General features: G+C 75.5%; 22 protein-coding genes, 4 tRNA genes and 1 pseudogene. 11 read left to right on the top strand and 16 right to left on the bottom strand.

Annotation, left to right across the window (positions count from 1 at the left end; genetic code table 11):
• Positions 1-277: 277 nt before the first annotated feature.
• On the top strand, positions 278-682 hold the full coding sequence (locus tag AC2TDM_RS04040) for a DUF4383 domain-containing protein (protein ID WP_090031889.1): 405 nt from the start codon (positions 278-280) through the stop codon (positions 680-682).
• Between the two features lie 32 nt (positions 683-714).
• Positions 715-1,311 (top strand): hypothetical protein, encoded by a 597-nt coding sequence (locus AC2TDM_RS04035; RefSeq protein WP_139224358.1) that lies wholly within the window; start codon positions 715-717, stop codon positions 1,309-1,311.
• A gap of 207 nt (positions 1,312-1,518) precedes the next feature.
• Here the strand turns inward: AC2TDM_RS04035 and rplL are convergent, their stop codons facing one another.
• The 7 genes from rplL to AC2TDM_RS04000 all read right to left on the bottom strand — a co-directional run bounded on the left by rplL (position 1,519) and on the right by AC2TDM_RS04000 (position 5,844).
• Positions 1,519-1,908, bottom strand: coding sequence for a 50S ribosomal protein L7/L12 (gene rplL / locus AC2TDM_RS04030; protein ID WP_090031884.1), 390 nt, complete (start codon positions 1,906-1,908; stop codon positions 1,519-1,521).
• Positions 1,909-2,033: 125 nt separating this feature from the next.
• On the bottom strand, positions 2,034-2,570 hold the full coding sequence (gene rplJ / locus AC2TDM_RS04025) for a 50S ribosomal protein L10 (protein WP_484635899.1): 537 nt from the start codon (positions 2,568-2,570) through the stop codon (positions 2,034-2,036).
• Positions 2,571-3,035: 465 nt separating this feature from the next.
• On the bottom strand, positions 3,036-3,755 hold the full coding sequence (rplA, locus tag AC2TDM_RS04020; RefSeq protein ID WP_090031881.1) for a 50S ribosomal protein L1: 720 nt from the start codon (positions 3,753-3,755) through the stop codon (positions 3,036-3,038).
• A gap of 102 nt (positions 3,756-3,857) precedes the next feature.
• Positions 3,858-4,289: a 50S ribosomal protein L11 gene (rplK, locus tag AC2TDM_RS04015; RefSeq protein ID WP_090031879.1), complete on the bottom strand. Its 432-nt coding sequence runs from the start codon at positions 4,287-4,289 to the stop codon at positions 3,858-3,860.
• A 91-nt stretch (positions 4,290-4,380) separates the two neighbouring features.
• Positions 4,381-5,313, bottom strand: coding sequence for a transcription termination/antitermination protein NusG (gene nusG, locus AC2TDM_RS04010; protein WP_484635898.1), 933 nt, complete (start codon positions 5,311-5,313; stop codon positions 4,381-4,383).
• 118 nt (positions 5,314-5,431) lie between these two features.
• Entirely contained in the window at positions 5,432-5,716 is a 285-nt protein-coding gene (secE, locus tag AC2TDM_RS04005) for a preprotein translocase subunit SecE (protein WP_484635897.1), read from the bottom strand.
• A 55-nt stretch (positions 5,717-5,771) separates the two neighbouring features.
• Positions 5,772-5,844: transfer RNA gene (locus AC2TDM_RS04000), tRNA-Trp, on the bottom strand.
• 285 nt (positions 5,845-6,129) lie between these two features.
• On the opposite strand from AC2TDM_RS04000, the gene AC2TDM_RS03995 reads away from it, so the two are divergent.
• From AC2TDM_RS03995 to AC2TDM_RS03970, 6 genes are all read left to right on the top strand, one after another.
• Positions 6,130-7,395: a pyridoxal phosphate-dependent aminotransferase gene (locus tag AC2TDM_RS03995; RefSeq protein WP_139224357.1), complete on the top strand. Its 1,266-nt coding sequence runs from the start codon at positions 6,130-6,132 to the stop codon at positions 7,393-7,395.
• A gap of 120 nt (positions 7,396-7,515) precedes the next feature.
• On the top strand, positions 7,516-8,463 hold the full coding sequence (locus tag AC2TDM_RS03990; RefSeq protein WP_484635896.1) for an ABC transporter ATP-binding protein: 948 nt from the start codon (positions 7,516-7,518) through the stop codon (positions 8,461-8,463).
• The gene (locus AC2TDM_RS03985) at positions 8,460-9,329 is read left to right on the top strand and encodes an ABC transporter permease (RefSeq protein WP_484635895.1); all 870 of its coding nucleotides are present in this window, start codon (positions 8,460-8,462) and stop codon (positions 9,327-9,329) included. The genes AC2TDM_RS03990 and AC2TDM_RS03985 overlap by 4 nt, the downstream gene beginning before the upstream one ends.
• A gap of 88 nt (positions 9,330-9,417) precedes the next feature.
• Positions 9,418-10,647 (top strand): sensor histidine kinase, encoded by a 1,230-nt coding sequence (locus AC2TDM_RS03980; protein WP_484635894.1) that lies wholly within the window; start codon positions 9,418-9,420, stop codon positions 10,645-10,647.
• 89 nt (positions 10,648-10,736) lie between these two features.
• Positions 10,737-11,309 carry a response regulator gene (locus tag AC2TDM_RS03975; RefSeq protein ID WP_484636382.1) on the top strand — a complete coding sequence of 191 codons (573 nt, stop codon included), beginning with the start codon at positions 10,737-10,739 and terminating at the stop codon, positions 11,307-11,309.
• 40 nt (positions 11,310-11,349) lie between these two features.
• Positions 11,350-12,381: an adenosine deaminase gene (locus AC2TDM_RS03970; RefSeq protein WP_484635893.1), complete on the top strand. Its 1,032-nt coding sequence runs from the start codon at positions 11,350-11,352 to the stop codon at positions 12,379-12,381.
• On the opposite strand, the gene AC2TDM_RS03965 is transcribed toward AC2TDM_RS03970, so the two are convergent.
• Positions 12,371-13,510 carry a UDP-N-acetylmuramate dehydrogenase gene (locus AC2TDM_RS03965; RefSeq protein WP_484636381.1) on the bottom strand — a complete coding sequence of 380 codons (1,140 nt, stop codon included), beginning with the start codon at positions 13,508-13,510 and terminating at the stop codon, positions 12,371-12,373. The two genes, AC2TDM_RS03970 and AC2TDM_RS03965, sit on opposite strands and share 11 nt — an antisense overlap.
• Before the next feature lie 133 nt (positions 13,511-13,643).
• The gene (locus tag AC2TDM_RS03960; protein WP_484635892.1) at positions 13,644-14,933 is read right to left on the bottom strand and encodes an MFS transporter; all 1,290 of its coding nucleotides are present in this window, start codon (positions 14,931-14,933) and stop codon (positions 13,644-13,646) included.
• 94 nt (positions 14,934-15,027) lie between these two features.
• On the opposite strand from AC2TDM_RS03960, the pseudogene AC2TDM_RS03955 reads away from it, so the two are divergent.
• Together AC2TDM_RS03955 and AC2TDM_RS03950 are read left to right on the top strand one after the other, a co-directional pair.
• Positions 15,028-16,793 (top strand): annotated as a pseudogene (locus AC2TDM_RS03955) (ABC transporter ATP-binding protein).
• An 83-nt stretch (positions 16,794-16,876) separates the two neighbouring features.
• Complete coding sequence (locus AC2TDM_RS03950) at positions 16,877-17,938, top strand: LacI family DNA-binding transcriptional regulator (protein ID WP_090031864.1); 1,062 nt, start codon at positions 16,877-16,879, stop codon at positions 17,936-17,938.
• A gap of 70 nt (positions 17,939-18,008) precedes the next feature.
• Here AC2TDM_RS03950 and AC2TDM_RS03945 read toward each other — a convergent pair whose 3' ends face one another.
• From AC2TDM_RS03945 to AC2TDM_RS03920, 6 genes are all read right to left on the bottom strand, one after another.
• Positions 18,009-18,464, bottom strand: a complete 456-nt coding sequence (locus tag AC2TDM_RS03945) for a MaoC family dehydratase (RefSeq protein ID WP_090031862.1) — start codon at positions 18,462-18,464, stop codon at positions 18,009-18,011.
• Positions 18,461-18,919 (bottom strand): FAS1-like dehydratase domain-containing protein, encoded by a 459-nt coding sequence (locus tag AC2TDM_RS03940; RefSeq protein WP_484635891.1) that lies wholly within the window; start codon positions 18,917-18,919, stop codon positions 18,461-18,463. The genes AC2TDM_RS03945 and AC2TDM_RS03940 overlap by 4 nt, the downstream gene beginning before the upstream one ends.
• Before the next feature lie 11 nt (positions 18,920-18,930).
• Positions 18,931-19,101, bottom strand: a complete 171-nt coding sequence (rpmG, locus tag AC2TDM_RS03935; RefSeq protein ID WP_090031858.1) for a 50S ribosomal protein L33 — start codon at positions 19,099-19,101, stop codon at positions 18,931-18,933.
• Between the two features lie 114 nt (positions 19,102-19,215).
• Positions 19,216-19,292 (bottom strand) — tRNA-Met (locus AC2TDM_RS03930).
• Positions 19,293-19,340: 48 nt separating this feature from the next.
• Positions 19,341-19,413: transfer RNA gene (locus AC2TDM_RS03925), tRNA-Thr, on the bottom strand.
• A 211-nt stretch (positions 19,414-19,624) separates the two neighbouring features.
• Positions 19,625-19,706 (bottom strand) — tRNA-Tyr (locus AC2TDM_RS03920).
• A gap of 203 nt (positions 19,707-19,909) precedes the next feature.
• Here AC2TDM_RS03920 and AC2TDM_RS03915 point away from each other — a divergent pair.
• Positions 19,910-20,407, top strand: coding sequence for a YajQ family cyclic di-GMP-binding protein (locus AC2TDM_RS03915; protein ID WP_484635890.1), 498 nt, complete (start codon positions 19,910-19,912; stop codon positions 20,405-20,407).
• Between the two features lie 127 nt (positions 20,408-20,534).
• Here AC2TDM_RS03915 and htpX read toward each other — a convergent pair whose 3' ends face one another.
• Entirely contained in the window at positions 20,535-21,422 is an 888-nt protein-coding gene (gene htpX, locus AC2TDM_RS03910) for a zinc metalloprotease HtpX (protein ID WP_484635889.1), read from the bottom strand.
• Between the last annotated feature and the right edge of the window lie 98 nt (positions 21,423-21,520).

Below are 21,520 nucleotides of genomic sequence, written 5' to 3'. Positions count from 1 at the left end.
ACACACGCCGCGCGGACGGGGAAGCGCAGGGGCCGGACCTGGGGACGGGTTCACCCCGTGGCCGGGTCCCCGCGCCTCCCCGGTGGCGGTGCACCAGGTCAACCGTCCGGGTCGGAGCACGGCGCACGCCGGCAGCGATGCCGGGCCGCGCCGCGCACGACCCCGTCCAGACCGGCGCGGGCACCGAACACCCGGCAGGACGTGCACCCGCGCGACCTGCACCGTGCCGGCTCGCCGGCGTGCACACCAGGGGTCAGCCGCCCCGGAGGGAGTCACCATGACCCAGAGCCCGAACCGCCTCGTCGCCACGGTGTTCGGCGCCGTCTACCTGCTCGTCGGCCTGCTCGGCTTCACCGTGACGGGCGGCGTGCCGTTCGTCGGGCAGGAGGGCAACCCGCTGATCGTCTTCGAGGTCAACCCGCTGCACAACATCGTGCACCTGCTCATCGGCGCCGCCCTCCTGGCGTCCTCGCGCCGGGTCTCGAGCGCCAAGGGCATGAACACGACCGTCGGCGCCGTCTACCTCCTCGTCGGCATCGTCGGGCTGTTCATCATCGGCAGCAGCGCGAACATCCTGGCCCTCAACGGCGCCGACAACGTGCTGCACCTCGGCAGCGCGCTGATCCTGCTCGCCGTCGGCCTCGGTGCGGACAAGGGCACCGCCCGCGCCCGCACCGTGTGAGCACAGGCGTGAGCACAGGCGTGAGGACAGGCGTGAGCACAGGCGTGAGCTCTCTCGCCGCCGGCCGGCCGGTCGCGGGGGCACGACCCGCGACCGGCGCCTGGCCCGCCGAGCCCGGCGGCGCGTTCGTCGCGCGGACCTGGGGCGCCTGCGCGGGCCTCGGGACCGGGCTCGTGCTGGCCGCCGTCGGTGCCGAGCACCTGGCGCACCACCCCGCGGCGGCCGTGCTGCTGCTCGCGCTCGCCGCCGCGGCGCTCGGCGCGGCGGTGCTGGCGCTGCGCGGGCCGGGCGGCCACCTCCGTGCGGGCGCGGCGGTGCTCGCCGTGGGCGGCGCCGGGCTCGCGCTCGTCGGCACGGTCACGGCCACGGTCGGCGTGGCCGAGGTCAGCGGCCTCGTGCTCGGTGCGCTGGGCGGGCTGCTCCTCGCGCTGGCGCACCGCGGCTCGGCCGGCGGCCCGCCGGCGCACGCCCCCGGTGGCCGCGCGGTCGCCGGTCGGCTGCTCCTGGTCGCTGTGGGCGCCGTGCTCGCCGCGGCGCTGACGACCGCGGGGCTGGCCGCCACGGAGGCCGGCGCCCACGCCGTCCCCCACGGCAGCCACGGTCTGGGCGGCAGCGGCCACCACGGCTGACGGCGCGCCGTCGCGGACGCCACGCTCCCCCGCCCCGCCCCGGCCCGGGTCCGGGTCCGCATCCCGGGTCCTGATGGCCCCTCTGCACGACGACGAGGCCCGCACCCCTGCAGGGGTGCGGGCCTCGGTGCGTCCGGGACGACGGCCGGGTGGGCCGCACGTCCGGACCGACCGGCGGCGGATCGGGTGGGCCCGCCGCCGGCGCGATCACTTGAGGTCGACGGTGGCGCCGGCGCCCTCGAGCTGCGCCTTGGCCTTCTCCGCGTTCTCCTTGGTCACGCCCTCCAGGACGGCCTTGGGGGCGGCGTCGACGAGGTCCTTGGCCTCCTTCAGGCCGAGGCTCGTCAGGGCGCGCACCTCCTTGATGACCTGGATCTTCTTGTCGCCGACGGCGGAGAGGACGACGTCGAACGAGTCCTTCTCCTCCTCGACCGGGGCGTCGGCGGCGCCGCCGCCGGCAGCCGGCGCGGCCACGGCGACCGGGGCGGCCGCGGTGACGCCGAAGGTGTCCTCGAACTCCTTCACGAACTCCGAGAGCTCGATGAGGGTGAGCTCCTTGAACGCGTCGATGAGCTCGGCGGTGCTGAGCTTCGCCATGGTGGCGTCTCCTTCGTGACGTTCCCCGCCGGTCGGCCGACCGGCGGGAGGTGGGGTGGTCCTTGCGGGTGCAGCGCGGGTGCTGCCGGTGGTGCGAGGGTGGTGTCAGCGGAGAGCCCGGGGGCTCAGGCCGCCTCCTCCGTGCCCTCGGCCTGCTGGGCGCGCAGCGCCTCGACGACGCGGGCGGCCGAGGAGGCCGGCGCGGCGAAGAGGTACACGGCCTGGCTGAGGGCGCCCTTCATGGCGCCCGCGGCCTTCGCCAGCAGCACCTCGCGGGACTCGAGGTCCGCGAGCTTGGTGACGTCCGCGGCGGTCAGGGCGCGCCCGTCGAGGACACCACCCTTGATGACCAGTGCGGGGTTCGCCCGGGCGAAGTCACGCAGACCCTTCGCGACGGAGACCGGGTCCCCGGTGACGAAGGCGATCGCCGACGGGCCCGCGAGGGCGGCGTCGTCGAGGCCGTCGAGACCGGCGTCCTTGGCCGCGATCGCGGTCAGCGTGTTCTTCACCACGGCGTAGGTCGCGTCGCCGCTCAGGGAACGCCGGAGCGTCTTGAGCTGGGCCACGCTGAGACCGCGGTACTCGGTCAGCACGGCCGCGTTCGAGCTGCGGAACCTGTCCGTGAGCTCGGCGATCGCGGCGGCCTTGTCCGGCTTCGCCATGGCTGTCCTTCCGGTGGTGGTGCCACCGGTCGCGTCCGGGCCCCGAACGACGGAGAGCCCCGCGCAGGCGCGGGGCTCACGGCGCACCGGCCCTCGCGACGGCGCGGGGCCGGTCGGGGTGCGGTGCTCGGTGATGCTCTCGCCTGCGCTGGCCTCCGCTGCTGCGGGACTTCGGGCGGCGCACCTTTCCCCGGCCTGGGCCTGGGAGGGGTGTGCCGACGACCGGCGGTCTTGGGCGTCGACCAGGGTACGCGACGGCGCGCGCTCGGCCAAATCCCCTCCGGAACGCACCTCGGGCACACCGACCGGCACAGCGAGCGGCACAGCGACCGGCACAGCGACCGGCATCTTGACCGGCACCCCGACGGCAGATCGACGGGGCACCCCCGGGACGCCGACGGCCCGGCTCCCCCGCGGGGGAACCGGGCCGTCGGTGCGGACCACCCGTGCGGGCGGAGGGGCGGCTCAGGCCGCGTCGTCCTCCGCCGTGAGGTTCCGGGTCTTGTTCTGGTCGAGCAGGATGCCCGGGCCGTTGGTCGTCGAGATCGTCGCCTTGGCGATGTAGCGGCCCTTGGAGGCGGCCGGCTTCAGACGCAGGATCTCGTCGAGGGCGGCGGCGTAGTTCTCCACCAGCGCGGTGTCCGAGAACGACGTCTTGCCGATGATGAAGTGCAGGTTCGCGTGCTTGTCCACGCGGAACTCGATCTTGCCGCCCTTGATGTCGGTCACGGCCTTGGTGACGTCCATCGTGACCGTGCCGGTCTTGGGGTTCGGCATGAGGCCGCGCGGGCCGAGGACCTTGCCCAGGCGCCCGACCTTGCCCATGAGGTCCGGCGTCGCCACGGCGGCGTCGAAGTCCGTGTAGCCGCCGGCGACCTTGGCGATGAGCTCGTCGCCGCCCACCTCGTCGGCACCGGCCGCGCGCGCCTGCTCGGCACGCTCGCCCGTCGCGAAGACGATGACGCGGGCGGTCTTGCCCGTGCCGTGCGGCAGGTTGACCGTGCCGCGGACCATCTGGTCCGCCTTGCGCGGGTCGACGCCGAGGCGGAAGGCCACCTCGACCGTGGCGTCGTACTTCGTGGTGGACGTCGTCTGCGCGAGGCGGATCGCCTCGAGCGGGGCGTAGACCCGGCCGGCCTCGATCTTCTCGGCGGCGGCGCGGTACGCCTTGCTGTGCTGTGCCATCTGCTTCTCCTGATCAGCAGTCGTGGTGCGGGCCGCACAGGCCCTTCCACAGGTCCGTCGCGGCGGGGTGCCGCGACGGCTGGTGCTGGTGGTGCGGGGGCGTCAGCCCTCGACCGTGATGCCCATCGAGCGGGCGGTGCCGGCGATGATCTTCTCGGCGGCGGCGAGGTCGTTGGCGTTGAGGTCCTCGAGCTTCGTGGAGGCGATCTCGCGGACCTGGTCGGCCGACAGCGTCGCGACCTTCGTCGTGTGCGGCGTCGCGGAGCCCTTGGCCACGCCCGCGGCCTTCTTGATGAGCTCGGCGGCCGGCGGCGTCTTCGTCACGAAGGTGAACGAGCGGTCCTCGTACACCGTGATCTCGACGGGGATGACGTTGCCGCGCTGGGCCTCGGTCGCCGCGTTGTACGCCTTGCAGAACTCCATGATGTTCACGCCGTGCTGACCCAGCGCGGGGCCGATCGGCGGCGCGGGGGTGGCGGCGCCGGCCTTGATCTGGAGCTTGATCAGACCGGTGACCTTCTTCTTCGGGGGCATGACGCCTTCCGTCCTCTTCGTCGTGGGCCGACGCCGTGGGCGATGACCCGGTTGCATCCGACCCGCGGCGCGGGTCCGTCCGGACGTCCGGTCAGATCTTGGAGACCTGGCCGAACGACAGCTCGACCGGGGTCTCCCGGCCGAAGAGCGACACGAGCACCTTGAGCTTCTGGTTCTCGGGGTTGATCTCGGAGATCGTCGCGGGCAGCGTGTCGAACGGGCCGCCGTCGGTGACGGTGACCGACTCGCCGACGACGAAATCGACCTCGATCGGGGTGGCCGAGCGCTGCGGGGCCGCGGCACCGCCGACGGCCGGCTTCGGCGCGAGCGTCGGGGCCAGCATGGAGAAGACCTCGGACTGCGTCAGCGGCACGGGCTGGTGCGTGTGGCCGACGAAGCCCGTCACGCCGGGGGTGTGGCGCACCGCGCCCCACGACTCGTCCGTGAGGTCCATGCGGACGAGGACGTAGCCGGGGATGCGCACGCGCTTGACGACCTTGCGCTGCGCGTTCTTGATCTCCACGACCTCTTCCATGGGGACCTCCACCTGGTAGATGAAGTCCTCCATGTTGAGGCTCTGGCGACGGTTCTCGAGGTTCGCCTTCACACGGTTCTCGTAGCCCGCGTACGAGTGGATGACGTACCAGTCGCCCGGCAGCGTCCGCAGCTTGTTCTTGAAGGCGAGCTCGGGGTCCTCGTCCGGGTCCACCTCGTCGTCGGCGGCCACGAGCGCCTCGTCGTCCGTGCCGGCGGCGCCGGGCGCCTCGTCCTCGGTCACGTCGTCGACCTCGGCGTCCGCACGGGCGTCCGCACCGACGTCCGCACCGTCCGTGGAGGGCGCGTCGGCGCCGGCGTCCACGTCCTCCACGTCGTCGGCGTACCCGTCGGCGTCGGTGCCGGCGGCCGCCTCGGCGTCCTGGGAGGCGTAGGAGACGTCCTCGCCCGTCGCCTCGACGGACGTCAGGGCGTCCGCGAGGTCGGCACCGGCGAGGGAGCCACCGGGCTCCTGCGACTGCTGCGACACGTGCTGACCTGCTTTCTCCAGGGTGGGGCGCCGCGGGGGCGCCGGCGATCGGTGCGGACGGGCGGACGTGCCGCCGGCCGCGTGCGTACGGTGCGCTGCTGCGACGCCGACCGACCGGTCAGCCGCCGAACACCCAGAAGGTCAGGCGCCCGACGCCGAGGTCGACCAGCGTGACGAACGCCATGACCACCACCACGAACACGAGCACCACGAGCGTGTACCGCACGAGCTCGGTGCGCGTGGGCCAGACGACCTTGCGGAGCTCGGCCACGACCTGCCGCACGAAGAGCGCGATCCGGGCGAACAGCCCGCGGCGCGCGGGCCCGGGACGACCCGGCAGCGCCGACGCCCCGGACGCCGGGTCCGGCGCGTCGGGCGTCCGAGCCGTTGCCGTATCGCTCACGTGCCAGAACCCCTACGTCTCGTGTCCGGACGACCCCCGACGGGTGCCGCGTGCGCAGGGCAGACAGGACTCGAACCTGCAACCTGCGGTTTTGGAGACCGCTGCGCTACCAATTGCGCCACTGCCCTACGGCGGGACCGGGACCGACGACGACACGCTGCGTCCCGAGCACCGACCCTCTCGGGCCCTGCGCGGGACGCGGCTCATCGTCACGGACTCGACCGCCGAGGGGACACTCTACGCGACGGTTCCCGGCGGGTCGAACCGCCCGTCCCGGTGGACCACCGGGGGACCGCCCGGGAAGTCCCGCGGAACGCCGGTGGGATGTCCGGTGGGACGTCCGGTGGAACGCACGGTGGAACGCCTGGTGGCACGGGCGGCCCGGCCCGGAGCACGTCTGCCAGGATGGCACCGTGAGCGAGACCAGCGCCGCAGCCGCCGCCAGCCCGTCGTCCGCACCGTCCGCGCAGGACGGCGCACGCACCCGCGTCTCGCGCCGCGTGGGGGCCATCGCCGAGTCCGCCACGCTCGCGGTCGACGCGCGGGCGAAGGCGCTGAAGGCGGCCGGCCGGCCCGTCATCGGCTTCGGGGCGGGCGAGCCGGACTTCCCGACGCCGCCGGAGATCGTCGAGGCCGCGGTGCGGGCCGCCCAGGACCCCGCCTCCCACCGGTACACCCCGACCGCCGGCCTGCCGGCGCTGCGGGAGGCGGTCGCCGCCAAGACCCTGCGCGACTCGGGCTACGCGGTCGACCCGTCCCGCGTCCTCGTCACCAACGGCGGCAAGCAGGCCGTCTTCACCGCCTTCGCGACGCTGCTGGACCCGGGCGACGAGGTGCTGCTGCCGACCCCCGCCTGGACCACGTACCCCGAGGCGGTCCGGCTGGCCGGCGGCGTGCCCGTCGAGGTGTTCGCCGGGCCCGAGCAGGGCTACCGCGTCTCCGTGGAGCAGCTCGAGGAGGCGCGCACCCCGCGCACCAAGGTGCTCCTGCTGTGCTCGCCCTCGAACCCGACGGGCGCGGTGCTGACGTCCGAGGAGACGGCGGACGTGGGGCGCTGGGCCCTCGAGCACGGGCTCTGGGTCGTCACCGACGAGATCTACGAGCACCTCGTGTACGACGACGCCGTCGCCACCCCCGTGCTGCGCGCGGTGCCCGAGCTGGAGGACCGGACCGTCGTGCTCAACGGCGTGGCCAAGACGTACGCGATGACCGGCTGGCGCGTGGGGTGGCTGACCGGTCCGGCGGACGTCGTCACGGCGGCGACGAACCTCCAGTCGCACCTGACCTCGAACGTCGCCAACGTGTCGCAGCGCGCGGCCCTGGCGGCCCTGACGGGCGACCTCACCGCCGTCGCGCGCATGCGGGAGGCCTTCGACCGCCGCCGGCGGACGATGGTGTCGATGCTGTCGGCGATCGACGGCGTCGAGGTCCCCGTGCCGCAGGGCGCCTTCTACGCGTACCCCTCGGTGCAGGGGCTGCTCGGCCGGACGCTGCGCGGACGCACGCCCACGACGTCGGCCGAGCTCGCCGCCCTCGTGCTCGACGAGGTCGAGGTCGCGGTCGTCCCCGGCGAGGCGTTCGGGCCGAGCGGCTTCCTGCGCCTGTCCTACGCCCTGGGCGACGACGACCTCGTCGAGGGCGTCGGCCGCCTGCAGGGCCTCCTGGCCGAGGCGCGCTGAGGACACCGCACCACCGGCGGCACCACCGGCGGCACCGGCCGGTGTCCACCGGTCGGTGGACACCGGGGACGACCGGACGTCCGTCGCGGCGGGGCCCCGCCCGCGGCCAGGCTCGTCGCCATGGTCACCACGAGCGCCCGGGCCGACGCCGCCGTCGTCGTCCGCGGGCTGACGAAGCACTACGGCGACAAGCGGGCCGTCGACGGCCTCGACCTGGACGTGGCGCGCGGAGAGTGCGTCGCGGTCCTGGGCCCGAACGGGGCCGGCAAGACGACGACCGTCGAGGTCCTCGAGGGCTACCGCCGGCGGGACGGCGGCGAGGTCGCGGTGCTCGGCCAGGACCCCGGCACCGCGGGTCGTGACTGGCGCACCCGCGTCGGCATCGTCCTGCAGAGCGCCGACGACGCCGCCGAGGCGACCGTCGGCGAGCTCGTGCGGCAGTTCGCGCGGTACTACCCCGACCCGCGGGACCCGGCCGAGGTCGTCGCCGCCGTCGGCCTGCAGGACCGCGAGCGCACCCGCGTCCGCCGCCTGTCGGGCGGGCAGCGCCGACGGCTCGACGTCGCCCTCGGCATCGTCGGGCGGCCCGAGCTCCTGTTCCTCGACGAGCCCACCACCGGCTTCGACCCGCAGGCGCGCCACGAGTTCTGGGACCTCGTGCACCGCCTGCGCGACGAGGGCACGACCGTCCTGCTGACGACGCACTACCTCGAGGAGGCCGAGCGGCTGGCCGACCGGGTCGTCGTCGTCGCCGCCGGGCGCGTCGTCGGGTCCGGGACGCCGGCCGCGCTCGGCGGCCGTGCCGCCCGCAGCGCGGTCGTGCGCTGGGTCGAGGACGGCGCCCCGCGGGAGCTGACCACGGACGCCCCCACCCGCGTCGTCGCCGAGCTCGCGGCGCGTTGGGCCGACCGCGGCCTCGACGAGGTGCCGGGGCTCGAGGTGCGTCGCCCGACGCTGGAGGACGTCTACCTGCGGATGATCGGCGAGGCGGCGGGCGTCACCGACGGCCTCACCGCGGCGACGGGTGCCACGGACGCCGTGCGGGTGCGGGTGGGGGTGCCGGCATGAGCGCCACCACCGAGCGGCGGGCCGGCGTCACCGCGAGGCCCCCGGCGCGGACCTCCGTCCGCCTGCCGAGCACGCTCCGCCTCGGGCTCGCGCGCACGCAGCACGAGGTGCGGCTGTTCTTCCGGGAGCGCGACGCCGTCGTGTTCGTCTTCGCCTACCCCGTCATCATGTTGGCCATCTTCGCGACGGTCTTCGGCGGGCAGGAGGACGTCGCGGCACCCGGGGTCACCTTCGCGCAGTACTTCCTGCCGGGCATGGTCGCGACGGGGGTCGTGCTGTCGAGCTTCCAGCAGCTCGCCACGACGATCGCGGTGGAGCGCGACGAGGGCGGCCTCAAGCGGCTGCGCGGGACGCCGCTGCCCGCCTCGGCGTACTTCCTGGGCAAGGTCGGGCAGGTGCTGGTGACGTCGCTGCTGCAGACGGCGCTGCTCCTGGTGGTCGCGGCCGTGGTCTACGACGTGCCGCTGCCGGGGGACGTGGCGCGGTGGGTCACCTTCGCGTGGGTGTGGGCGCTCGGCACGGCGGCCGGTGCGGTGTGCGGCGTGGCGTTCTCCTCCGTGCCGCGCTCGGGCCGGTCCGCCTCGGCCGTCGTGACGCCGGTCGTGCTCGTGCTGCAGTTCGTCTCCGGGGTGTTCTTCGCCTTCGACGACCTGCCCTCGTGGATGCAGTCCCTGGCGTCGTTCTTCCCGCTCAAGTGGCTGGCCCAGGGCATGCGGTCGGTGTTCCTGCCCGACGCCGCCGCGGCGGCCGAGGTCGGCGGGTCGTGGCAGCACGGCGCGACGGCGGCGGTCCTCGTCGCGTACCTCGTCGTCGGGCTGGTGCTGGGGGCGCGCACCTTCCGCTGGACGCGGCGGGACGCCGGCTGAGGCGGCGGCCGGAGGGGGACGTGGTCCGACGTGACGGGCGGGTGCGGGGTCGGCGCCGCGTGTCGGCGGGGTGTGGGAGGGTCCGGGCATGGCGGGTGACGAGCGGGCGCCGGTGGAGCGCTCGGAGTTCTGGCGGCGCACGATGCGCGGCTGGGACCTGGCGTTCTACGCCCTCGCGCTCGTCGTGGGCGTCCCGACCGCCGTGTCCGCCCTGCGCCCGCCCGGGTCGGCGACGTCCCTGCTCGCCGTCGCGGCCCTCCTCGTGCTCGTCGTCGCCTACGTGCTGCTGGGACGGCGGGCGGCGCTGCAGGGCCGCCCCCGCGGCGCGGACGCCTACCTCGTCGTGCTCGTCGTCGTCACGGGCGTGGCGACGTGGTCGGGCGACTTCGGCTTCGTGCTGCTGTTCATCGCCTACTCGCAGGTGTGGTTCTTCAGCCGGCGGCGGTCGGCCGGCGTCGCCTGGTGCGTCGCCCTGTCCCTCGTCGTGGCCGGGGCGGCCGTCCTCCGCCTCGGCTCGTGGGGCGACGAGGCCGGTGAGGTCGCCACGCAGATGACGATCAGCCTCGCCTTCGCCGTCGTCCTCGGCCTGTGGATCACGCAGATCGCCGAGCAGAGCGAGGAGCGGGCGGGCCTCATCGAGCGCCTGGAGCACGCGCAGGCCGCCCTCGCCGCCGAGCACCACGCGGCCGGGGTGCTGGCCGAGCGGGCGCGGGTGGCGCAGGAGATCCACGACACGCTCGCCCAGGGCTTCACCAGCGTCGTCATGCTGGCGCAGACGGCCACGGCCGAGCTCGAGCGGGGCGGCCGCGACGAGGTGCGCCGCCGCCTCGCGCAGATCGAGGCGGTCGCCCGCGACAACCTCGCCGAGGCGCGTGCGCTCGTCGCCGCGTTCGGGCCGGCCGCCCTCGACGGCGTCACGCTGGGCGAGGCGCTCGAGCGGCTGGCCCGCCGCTTCGAGGCGGAGACCGGTGTGGAGGTGGTGCTGGCGGGCACCGCCACCACGGGGACCGCCGCCACCGCGGACGGCCCCGGGCGCGAGACCGAGGTGGTGCTCCTGCGCGCCGCGCAGGAGGCCCTGGCGAACGTCCGACGCCATGCCGACGCCCGCCGGGTCACCGTCCGCCTCGTGCACGCCCCGGGGGGCACGCGCCTCGAGGTCGAGGACGACGGCCGGGGCATCGCCCCCGGCACGCCCGAGGGGACCGGCCTGCGCGGCATGCGCGACCGGGCCGCGGCCACCGGTGGCGACCTCCTCGTCGGCCCGGGGCCGTCCGGCGGCACCCGCCTGAGCCTGCACCTGCCCGAGGGGTCCCGGTGAGCGGCGGGGCCGGCACGGCGGGCACGGCGGGCACGGTGCGGGTCCTGCTGGCCGACGACCACCCCGTCGTGCGGTCGGGGCTGGCGGGCATGCTGGCCGTCGAGCCGGACCTCGAGGTCGTGGGCGAGGCGGCGGACGGCGCGGAGGCCGTGCGGCTGGCGCACGCGCTGGCGCCCGACGTGGTCCTCATGGACCTGCGCATGCCGGGCACCGACGGCGCGACGGCGACGGCCCGCCTGCGCGCCGAGCTGCCGGGCGTGCACGTCGTCGTCCTGACCACGTACGAGACGGACGCGGACATCCTGCGCGCGGTCGAGGCCGGCGCGACGGGGTACCTGCTCAAGGACACCCCCCGGGACCAGCTCGTCGCCGCGGTGCGTGCCGCCGCCGCCGGACGGACCACCCTCTCCCCCGGCGTCGCCGCCCGGCTCGTCCAGCAGGTGCGCGGCGAGGGCGACCGCCTCACGCCGCGCGAGCTCGAGGTGCTGGCCGGCGTCGCCCGGGGCCTGTCCAATGCCGGCATCGGCCGCGAGCTGTTCATCACCGAGGCGACCGTGAAGACGCACCTGCTGCGCGCCTTCGCCAAGCTCGGCGTGGACGACCGGACCCGGGCGGTCACCATCGCCATGGAACGTGGTCTGCTGCCGGGCACGGGAGGCTGACCTGCGCTGACGGCGCTCGCCCGGCTGGCAGGATGGCGGCGTGCGGGACCTGTCGCTGCTGCCCAAGGCCCACCTCCACCTGCACTTCACCGGGTCGATGCGCCCAGCGACGCTCGCGGACCTCGCGCGCGAGCGGGGCGTCCGGCTGCCGGAGGCCCTCGTCGACGACGACCCGCTGCGCGTCCCGGCCGACGAGCGCGGGTGGTTCCGCTTCCAGCGCCTGTATGACGCCGCCCGCGCCGTCGTCCGCGGCGAGGAGGTCATGCGCCGCGTCGTCCGGGAGGCGGTCGAGGACGACGCCGCCGAGGGGTCCGGGCGCCTCGAGCTGCAGGTGGACCCCACCTCGTACGCGCCGTGGGTCGGTGGGCTGACCCCGGCGCTCGAGATCGTGCTCGACGAGGCGCGCCTCGCGGCCCGGGCCACGGGCGTCGAGGTCGGCGTCGTCGTGGCCGCGTCGCGGATGCGGCACCCGCTGGAGGCCCGGACCCTGGCGCGGCTGGCGGCGCGGCACGCGGGCGACGGTCCGGGGCAGGTCGTCGGGTTCGGCCTGTCGAACGACGAGCGCCGCGGGGAGACGGAGGACTTCGCCGGGGCCTTCGCCATCGCCCGGCGGGCCGGGCTGGCCTCCGTGCCGCACGGCGGGGAGCTGCTCGGGCCCGCGCACGTCGAGGCCGTGCTGACCCACCTGCGGCCCGACCGGCTGGGGCACGGGGTACGGGCCGCGGAGGACCCCCGGCTGCTGGACCTGCTCGTGGAGGAGGGCGTCGCCTTCGAGGCCTGCCCGGCGTCCAACGTCTCGCTGGGGGTGTACCGCGACGAGGCCGACGTCCCGCTCCGGGCGCTGGTCGCGGCGGGGGCCACGGTGGCGCTCGGCGCGGACGACCCGCTCCTGTTCCGTTCACGGCTCGTCGACCAGTACCGCATCGCGCGTGCGCAGGGGTTCGACGACCGTGCGCTGGCGGCCCTCGCGCGCGGCTCGGTGCAGGCCTCGCGCGCCTCGCCGGCTGTCCGCGCCGCGCTGCTGGCGGGGATCGACGCCTGGGTCGCGGCGCCCCACGACGTCAGAGGCTGACGCCCACCAGCACGGGTTCCGGCTCGAGGCGGACGCCGAAGCGCCGGGCCACGCCGTCGCGGACCGCACGGGCCACGCCGAGGACGTCGGCGGCCGTCGCGGCCCCGCGGTTCGTCACCGCGAGCGTGTGCTTCGTCGACAGCGAGGCCGCGCCGTGCCCCCAGCCGCGGTGGAACCCCGCGTGCTCGATGAGCCAGGCCGCGCTCGTCTTGACCCGACCCGGCTCCCCCGGCACGGGCCAGCGCGGTGCCTCGGCGGGCAGCGCGGCGGCGGCCGCCTCGTCGAGCACGGGGTTGGTGAAGAACGAGCCCGCGCTGCTGGTGTCCGCGTCCGCCGGGTCCAGGACCATGCCCTTGCCCCGCCGCAGGGCGAGGACGGCCGCGCGCACGTCGCCGAGCGGGGCGCGACCGCCGACGGGGACGTCCAGCGCCCGCGCCAGCTCGGCGTAGGTGACCGGCGCCCCGAGCGACCCGGGCCGGAGCTGGAACGTCACGTCGAGCACGACGTAGCGCGGGGTCGGCCGCCACGGCGCCCGCGGGTCGGGCGTCGCGTCCCCGCGGCGCACCGGCTCCGCGAAGCCCGGCTGCATCGACCGCTTGAGCAGCGACGTGCGGTAGCCGAACGCGAGCGTCACGAGCGGCAGCGTCCGGACGGCACCGCGTCCGCGGTCCCACACGCGCACCTGCGCGATCGTCTGCGCGACCTCCTGGCCGTACGCGCCGATGTTCTGCACGGGCGCGGCGCCCGTGGAGCCGGGGATGCCCGCGAGCGCCTCGAGCCCGACGAGCTCGTTGTCGACGGCGTGGTCGACGAGGTCCTCCCACGGCGTCCCGGCGGGGACGGTCAGCGTCACGCCGGCGCAGGCGGAGGCGTCCGGCACCTGCACACCGGTGCGCACGTCCCGGACGACGAGCCCGGGGAAGCCGGCGTCCGCCACGAGGAGGTTGGAACCGCCGCCGAGGACCAGCACCGGCTCGCCGGCGGCGTCGGCGTCGCGCACGGCGGCGACGAGCTCCTCCTCGGACGTCGCCTCCACGTACCGGTCCGCCGGTCCGCCGACGTGCAGCGTCGTGAGGTCGGCCAGCAGCGGCGCACCACCGGCACCCGCTCCCCCGGCCGACGGCTGCAGCGCGGCCGGCAGGGGCGGCGGCGGGACGAGGGCGCACGCGTCCGCGTCGGGCCCGCCGGCCGCGAGCCCGCCGACGGCGTCGAGCAGGTCGATCGTGCGAGGGGTCTCCACGCGCCCAGGCTAGTCCGCGCCGCTAGGACGCGCCCCGCACGGGTGCGGGGCCGGGCCCGTCCTCGGGAGCCGCCGCGCGCACGACGAGCAGGCTCACCACGACGGGCACGACCACCGCGAGGAGGGCCGTGCGGTACCCCACGCGCTCGGCCAGGAACCCCAGCAGCGGCGGGCCGGCGAGGAACGCCGAGTACCCGATCGTCGAGACGACGCTGACGCGCGCGGTGGCGCGGGCGGGGTCGTCGGCCGCAGCGCTCATGCCCACGGGGAACCCGAGCGCGGCGCCCAGCCCCCACGCCACGACGCCCACGAGCGCGAGCCACAGCGGCCCGACCAGGGAAAAGGCGAGCAGGCCCACGATCGCCAGCACCGCCGCCGCGCGCAGCACGGCGACGCGGCCGAACCGGTCGAGCACCCGGGTGCCGGCGATGCGGCCCACGGTCATCGCCGTGACGAACACCCCGAAGCCGACCGCCCCCACGGCGTCGGTGGTGCCGAAGCCGTCGACCACCGCGAGGCTGACCCAGTCGTTGGCGGCCCCCTCCGTCAGTGCCGCCCCCAGGACGACGAGGCCGATGAGCAGCGTGCGCGGCTCGCGCCAGGCGTCCAGGGCACCGCCGGCACCGCGTCGCGGCCCGTCCGCCGGGGCGGCCGGATCCGCCACGCGCCCGGCGTGGTCCGGCCCGTCGGCCCCCGGTGCGGCCCCGTCCGTCCCCGGGAGGAAGGACCGCACCGCGACCGCCACCGCGACCGTCGACAGCAGCAGGACGGCGGGCAGGTGGACGACGACCGGCACGTCGAGCCCCGCGAGGACGGCCGCCAGGGCCGCCGCGGCCACGGTCCCGAAGGAGAAGCCGGCGTGGTACCGCGGCATGATCGAGCGGCCCAGGGCGCGCTCCACGGCCGCGCCCTCCATGTTCATGCTCGCGTCCCACACGCCGGTGCCGACGCCGAACAGCAGGAGGCCGGCGGCGACGACGACCACCTGCCCGAGCGCCACCCCCACGGCACCCACCGTCAGCCCGGCCGCGTTGAGCACGGCGAACGCCAGCACGGTCCGCCGCGCGCCGAGCCGCTCGACGACGAGCCCGGACAGCGGCAGCGCGACGAGGGACCCCACCGACCCGACGAGCAGGAGCAGGCCGACCTGCCCCTGGCTGAGCCCGAGGCCGTCGCGGATGGCCGGCAGACGGGACGCCCAGCTGGCGAAGTTCAGGCCGGCGAGGAAGAACGCCGCGAAGACGGCGGCCGAGGCGCGGCCGACGACGCGCGGGGGCAGGGACGTGGCGGCGGCCGGGGTCGGGGTGGTCACCCGCCCAGCCTGCCGTGCCCACGGCGCACCGGCGGCCGGACGTCCACGTGGTAAGCGCTTTCGCGGCGGCCCTCGTCGGGCGCAGGATGGTCCCGTGCCCTCCCGCCCCCGCCTCGACCCCCTCGCGGTCGACGGCGACCGCCCCCTCCGCTCGGTCCTCCGCCTGCTCGGCCACCACCGCCGCCAGGTGCTCGTCGCCGTCGCGTTCTTCGCGGTCAAGGACGTGCCGCTGTGGCTCATGCCCGTCGTCACCGGGAAGGTCATCGACGTCCTCGTCGCCGGTGGGCCGCTGCGCGAGCTGTGGACCTGGGCCGCCGTCGCGGTCGTCACCCTGCTGCAGAACTACCCCAACCACGTGCAGTACACGAAGCGGTACATGGGCGCCGTGCGGCAGATCGGCGCCGACCTGCGGAACGGGCTGACCGCGCGGCTGCAGAGCCTGTCCATCGGCTTCCACTCGCGCACCAGCGCCTCCATCGTGCAGACCAAGGTGGTGCGCGACGTGGAGAACGTCGAGCTCATGCTGCAGCAGGTCGCGCACCCGCTGCTGTCGGCGACGATGGTCGTGACCGGGGCGGTCGTCATGACGGCGCTGGCCGTGCCGCAGTTCCTGCCGGTCTACGCGCTGACGATCCCCCTGGCCGTGGTGCTGCGGTACGTCCTGGGGCTGCGGAGCCGGGAGTACAACGCCACGTTCCGGCGCGAGGTCGAGCACTTCTCGGCCCGTGTGGGCGAGATGGCCACGCTCATGCCCATCACCCGCGCGCACGGCCTGGAGCGGACGGCGCGCGAGCGTTCGCCGCCGGTGCGGAGGGCGTGCGGTCGGCCGGGCTCACGCTCGACGTGCTCAACGGGCGCTTCGCGTCCATGTCCTGGGTCGGCCTGCAGCTGCTGGGGGTCCTGTGCCTCGTGCTCGCCGCGTGGGTCTCGCTCACGGGGCTCGTGGCGGTCTCGGCCGGCGAGGTCGTGCAGATCTCGTCGTACTTCGCCCTGCTCACCGGCGCGCTGACGAACCTGCTCATGCTCCTGCCCGTCGGCGCGCGCGGGCTGGAGTCGGTGCGCTCGATCGCCGAGGTCATGCAGGAGCCGGACCTGGAGGAGAACGAGGGCCGCGCGGGCGTGGCGGAGGTGCACGGCCGGCTCACGCTGGACGCGGTCCGCTTCCGCTACCCGGAGGCCGCGCGGGACGCCCTCGTCGACGTCAGCCTGGACGTGCGGCCGGGCGAGACGGTGGCCTTCGTCGGGCCGTCAGGCTCCGGCAAGTCCACGGTGCTCAACCTCGTGCTGGGGTTCCTGCGGCCCACCGCCGGGCGCGTGCTCGTCGACGGGCAGGACACCGCCGACCTCGACCTGCGCACCGTCCGCCGCTGGGTCTCGGTCGTCCCGCAGGAGTCCGTGCTGTTCGAGGGCTCCATCCGCGACAACGTCGCCTACGGCCTGCCACGCCTGACCGACGAGCGGATCCGGCAGGCGCTCGTCGACGCGAACGCCGCGGAGCTCGTCGACGCCCTGCCCGACGGCTGGGACACCGTGGTCGGCGAGCGCGGGGCGCGCCTGTCCGGCGGGCAGCGCCAGCGCATCGCCATCGCGCGGGCGCTCGTCCGGGACCCGCGCATCCTCCTGCTCGACGAGGCCACGTCCGCGCTCGACCCCGAGTCGGAGGCCGCGGTGCAGGAGGCGCTCGGGCGGCTCATGCGCGGCAGGACGACGCTCGTCGTCGCCCACCGGCTCTCGACGATCCGCTCCGCCGACCGCATCGTCGTCCTGGACGACGCACGGGTGGTGGAGGTCGGGACGCGCGACGGGCTCGTCGCCGCGGGCGGGCGGTACGCGCGCCTGGAGCGCGCGCAGGGGGCGTGACGTCCCGCCCCCGCCCGGTCCCCTCGCTAGGCTGACCGGCGGCGCGGAGGCCCCGCGCCGCCGGCCCGAGCAGCGGAGGTGGCATGGGGACGCGTCGACCGACGCTGGCGGACGTCGCCGGTGCCGCGGGCGTCTCCGTCTCCACGGCCTCCCTCGCCTTCTCCGGGGCCGGTCCCATCACCCCGGCGACCCGCCAGAAGGTGCTCGACGCGGCGGCCGCCCTGTCCTACGTCGGGCCCAACCCGCTGGGACGCCAGCTGCGCAGCGGGCGCTCCGGCATCGTGGGGGTGGTCGTCGGCGACGCGCTGGCGCGGGCGTTCCGCGACCCCGTGTCGGTCCAGTTCCTCGACGGACTCGTCTCCACGCTGGGACCTCTCGGGCTCGGCGTCCTGCTCATCCCCGCCTCCGAGGGCGAGGGCGCACCCGCCGTCGACCCGCTCCTCGAGTCCGCGGCGATGGACGTCGCCGTCCTCCTGTCGGGCAGCCTGCTCGAGGAGCCGCCCCGACGGACGCTCGAGCGGCGCGGGGTCCCGCTCGTCGTGCTCGAGGGCGAGCCGCCGGCGCGCGGCACCATCGTCTCGGTGACCGACCGGCAGGGCTACGCCGAGATGACGGCCGACGTCGTCGCGCTGGGGCACCGGCGCGTCGCGGTGGTCACCCTGCCCATGCGCGGGGACCGGCGCGAGGGGCCGGTGGACGCCGAGCGGGAGGCGTCCGCGACGTGGCCGGTGACGCGGCGGCGCCTGGCCGGGGTGCGGGACGCCGGCGTGGAGCCCGTCGCGGTGTGGGAGGCGCCGGCCTCGCTCGTCGAGCACGGCCGCACCGCAGGTCACGCGCTGCTGGACCGGCCCGACCGCCCGACCGCCGTCCTGGCGCAGAGCGACCTGCTGGCCTCGGGCGTCCTGCTCGCGGCGCGGGAGCTGGGCCTGCGCGTGCCCGAGGACGTCTCGGTGGCGGGCATCGACGGGATCGACCTGCCCTGGCTGGCCCCCGACGTGCTGCGGTCGGTGGTGCAGCCGCTCGCCGACAAGGGGCGGGCCGTGGGTGAGGCGGCCGCGCGGATCCTCGACGGCGAGGACCCGGAGCCGGTCGTGCTGCCGACGACGCAGCGCCTGGGCACGACGACGGGCCGGGCACCGGGCTGAGCGGAGCACCCCCGGGAGCCGGCCGACCACCCGACGCCCACGCGCCCGGCGGTGGCGGCCGCGAGGGCCGTCAGCGGAGCCGCACGACCGCCTGAGCCTTCCCGAGGACGCGCTGCCCCTCGGCGGTGACGGTCAGGTCGACGCGCGCGGTGCCGGCGTCGGCGTCGAGCGCGCCGACGGTGGCGACGACCTCGACCTGGGCGGCCCCGGGGTCCGGCACCGGGACCGGCCGCGTGAACCGCACCCCGTAGTCGACGACTGCGCCGGGGTCCCCGGCCCACGCCGTGACGACGGACGCGGCCGCGCCCATCGTCCACATGCCGTGCGCGATGACGCCGGGCAGGCCGACCTCGCGCGCGAACCGCTCGTTCCAGTGGATGGGGTTGCGGTCCCCGGACGCCGCCGCGTAGTGCACGAGCCGCGCACGGTCGACGTCGACCGTGGCGCGGGCGACCTCCTGCCCGACGACGAGATCGTCGAGCGCGGGACGGCCGACGGGGACGGCGGCCGGCGTCGGCGCGCTCATGCCGGCGCCCCCTCGTCGCCGCGGACGGCGAGCGTGGAGCGGACGGTGGCCACGGGCTCCCCCGCCTCGTCGGCGATCTCGCAGCGGGTGCTCACCATGCTCAGCCCGGCCCGGGTGGTGATCGCGTCGACGTGCAGGACGGTCACGAGCCGGTCGCCCGCGTAGATCGGCCGGTGGTGCGTGAAGCGCTCGTCGGCGTGCACGACGCGGCTGAAGTCGATCCCGGCAGCGGGGTCCTGGACGAGCTGGGCCTCGGCGCGCTGGGCGACGACGACCGCGTACGTGGGCGGTGCGACGACGTCCGGGTGACCGAGCGCCCGGGCCGCCGCGGCGTCGACGTGGGCCGGGTGCGCGGAGCCGACGGCCTCGGCGAACTCGCGCAGGGCCTCGCGCCCCACCTCGTAGGGCGCGGTGGGCGGGTAGACCCGCCCGGCGTACCCGGGGTCGACCGCCACGGCGCGCGGGGTCAGCGGGTCTCGCGGTGGACCGTGTGCTTGTTCTCGCGCGGGCAGAACTTCTTCATCTCGAGCCGGTCGGGGTTGTTCCGACGGTTCTTCTTCGTGATGTAGTTCCGCTCCTTGCACTCCGTGCACGCGAGCGTGATCTTCGGACGGACGTCCTGGGACTTGCTGGCCATGGCCTTGCCACCTCTCGCGCCTGCGGCGCCTGCTGCTGGACTCGCGACGCGCCGGCCGACGCGCTGCTGCGGGACGGGTGCGCCCGGCGGCCGAGGACCGCCGGGGCACCGCCGTGGTAGCGGGAGCGGGACTCGAACCCGCGACACCACGATTATGAGCCGTGTGCTCTAACCACCTGAGCTACCCCGCCACGAGGTGCACGCTCCGCGCCCGCGGACGGGATCGGCGCACACCACAGAGCCCCGAAAGGGAATCGAACCCTTGACCTTCTCCTTACCATGGAGACGCTCTGCCGACTGAGCTATCGGGGCAACGGCGACCAAGATACACGGCCTCCCGGCCGCCACGAAATCGCCGTCGGGCCGGCGCCGGGCTCGTGGGAGGTGCGTGCCGGGCCGGCCGTGCAGCTGGGTCGCCCGCAGCGGCGCCTGTCGTGGCGCGGTTGCGACACGGTGCCGACCCGGCCGAGTCGCGACGCACGACGGCCCGGACCTGGTCGGGTCCGGGCCGTCGTCGCTGCGGTGGCGGGTGAGGGATTCGAACCCCCGTAGGCGTTGCCAGCTGATTTACAGTCAGCCCCCTTTGGCCACTCGGGTAACCCGCCGCGGCGGAAGGAGACCTTACCCGACGCGACGCGGTGCTGCGGACACGGTCCGCGCGCGGACCGTCCCCAGCCCCGCGCGACCGTCCGCCCCCCGTGCCGACGGGCCCCGGCGCGCGCGGTCGTGGCAGGCTGGCCGCGGCCGGGCACGCGCCCGGAGCACCGTCCCGCGGGCCTGTCCGGCCCCCGACCCCAGGAGGCGCCCCGTGGCCTCGGACTCCTCGTTCGACGTCGTCAGCAAGGTCGACCGGCAGGAGGTCGACAACGCCCTCAACCAGGCCGCCAAGGAGATCGCGCAGCGCTACGACTTCAAGGGTGTCGGCGCGTCGATCGACTGGAGCGGTGAGAGCGTCCTGCTCGTCGCCAACTCCCCCGAGCGCGTGCTCGCCGTGCTCGACGTCTTCCAGACCAAGCTCATCAAGCGCGGCATCTCGCTCAAGGCGCTCGACCTCGGCGACGGCGAGCCCAAGCCGTCCGGCAAGGAGTACCGGCTCGTCGCCGGGATCAAGGAGGGGCTGTCGAGCGAGATCGCCAAGAAGCTCGCCAAGATCCTGCGCGACGAGGCGCCGAAGACCGTCAAGGCGCAGATCCAGGGCGACGAGCTGCGGGTGTCCAGCAAGAGCCGCGACGACCTGCAGGCCGCCATCGCCCTGCTGAAGGACGCCGACGTCGACGCGGCGCTCCAGTTCGTCAACTACCGCTGAACGGCCGCCGCCAGGACCGCTGGGACGACCGCTGACGCGACGACGGCCCGTGAGCCCTCGCGGGGCTCGCAGGCCGTCCGGTCATGGCAGGTCGCCGCGGTCGCGCCCCACGGTGCCCGCGACGAGGTCAGTAGCGCGTGATGCCGCCCGCGGGGCCGCCGGCCATGGCCTGCAGCCGCGCGATGCGGTCCTCCATCGGCGGGTGCGTGGCGAACATGCGCGCCATGCCGCCGCCGCGGAACGGGTTGGCGATCATGAGGTGCGAGACGTTGACGAGCTCGCGGTCCTGCGGGAGCGGGCGGGCCTTCGTCCCCCGGGACAGCTTGGCCAGCGCCGAGGCCAGCGCCAGGGGGTCGCCGGTCAGGCGCGCCCCGTCCTCGTCGGCGTCGTACTCCCGGGTGCGGCTGATGGCGAGCTGGACGAGCGTGGCGGCCAGCGGCGCCAGGAACGCCAGCAGCAGGCCGACGAGGGGGTTGGCCGGCCGCTCGCGGTCGCCCCCGCCGCCGAAGAACATGGCGAACTGCGCCAGGGACGTCACGACGCCCGCGATGGCCGCCGCCACGGACGACGTGAGGATGTCGCGGTTGTAGACGTGCATGAGCTCGTGGCCGAGCACGCCGCGCAGCTCCCGCTCGTCGAGCAGCTGCAGGATGCCGTCCGTGCAGCAGACGGCGGCGTTCTGCGGGTTGCGCCCCGTGGCGAACGCGTTGGGCGCCGACGTGGGCGAGACGTACAGCCGCGGCATGGGCTGGTTGGCCGTCGTCGACAGCTCCCGCACGATCCGGTACATGGCCGGCTGCTCGAGCTCGCTGACGGGGCGGGCCCGCATCGCGCGGATCGCGATGGTGTCCGACTTCCAGTACGAGACGAACGTCATGACGACGCCGATGGCCCCGAACAGCAGCGCGTAGCGGCCCGTGCCCCCGCCGACCACCCAGCCGATGCCGAGCAGCACGGCCCACAGCACGCCGAACAGCGCGGCGGTCTTCAGCCCGTTGTAGTGCCGGTGACCCATCGTGGTGCGCTCTCCTCCGTCGTCGGGCCGGCCCCGCACGCGCGGGCGCGCAGGACCGTCGACGTCAGAACGCGCCGTGCCCCCCGCACGTTCCCGAC

It is taken from the genome of Cellulomonas sp. plas2, from assembly GCF_057221735.1.
The sequence above is the reverse complement of the archived record's forward strand: the minus strand, read 5'-3'. Positions and strand labels throughout refer to the sequence as shown.